The sequence below is a fragment of the Vibrio sp. 970 genome (assembly GCF_033339075.1).
In genome coordinates this window covers 1-526 of sequence record NZ_JAWOTW010000774.1, presented here as the reverse complement: position 1 = coordinate 526, position 526 = coordinate 1, and the positions used below count along the sequence as shown (strand labels likewise).

The window sequence follows — 526 nt, the reverse complement described above, 5'->3', positions numbered from 1 at the left end:
GGAAGTTCCCGTACACAGCAGGTGAGAGTGGCGGCGGTGCGTTCGTTGCGATCTACCTTTTCTTTGTTATTTTTATCGGCTTTAGCGTCATGCTTACTGAGTTCGCTATTGGTCGTAAGACAGGTCTATCAGCAGTAGGCGCATTTAAATCCACTGACCGACGCTGGACGTTCACTGGCGTAATTGGTGTATTTAGTGGGTTACTTATCATGGGTTTTTACCCAGTCGTAGGTGGTTGGGCGTTAGCGTACATTTTTAAAGTCGGTGGTGGTCTACTAAGCACGCCGGAGGCAATCGGTGACAGCTTTGGTGGTTTCATTTCTGATCCGCTACAACCGCTGTTCTGGATGGGTGTGTACCTTTTCCTTAACGTACTGATCGTAATGAAAGGTATTTCTGGCGGTATCGAAAAAGCGGGTAAAGTTCTTATGCCGCTGCTGTTTGTCATCTTGATCATCGTATCGGTGAAAGGTTTGATGCTTCCAGGTGCGATGGCAGGTCTTGAGTTCTTGTTCATGCCAGACTT

General features: G+C 47.5%; 1 pseudogene. It reads left to right on the top strand.

Annotation, left to right across the window (positions count from 1 at the left end):
- Nucleotides 1-526: pseudogene (locus tag R7Q11_RS29120) on the top strand (sodium-dependent transporter); the annotation flags it as partial.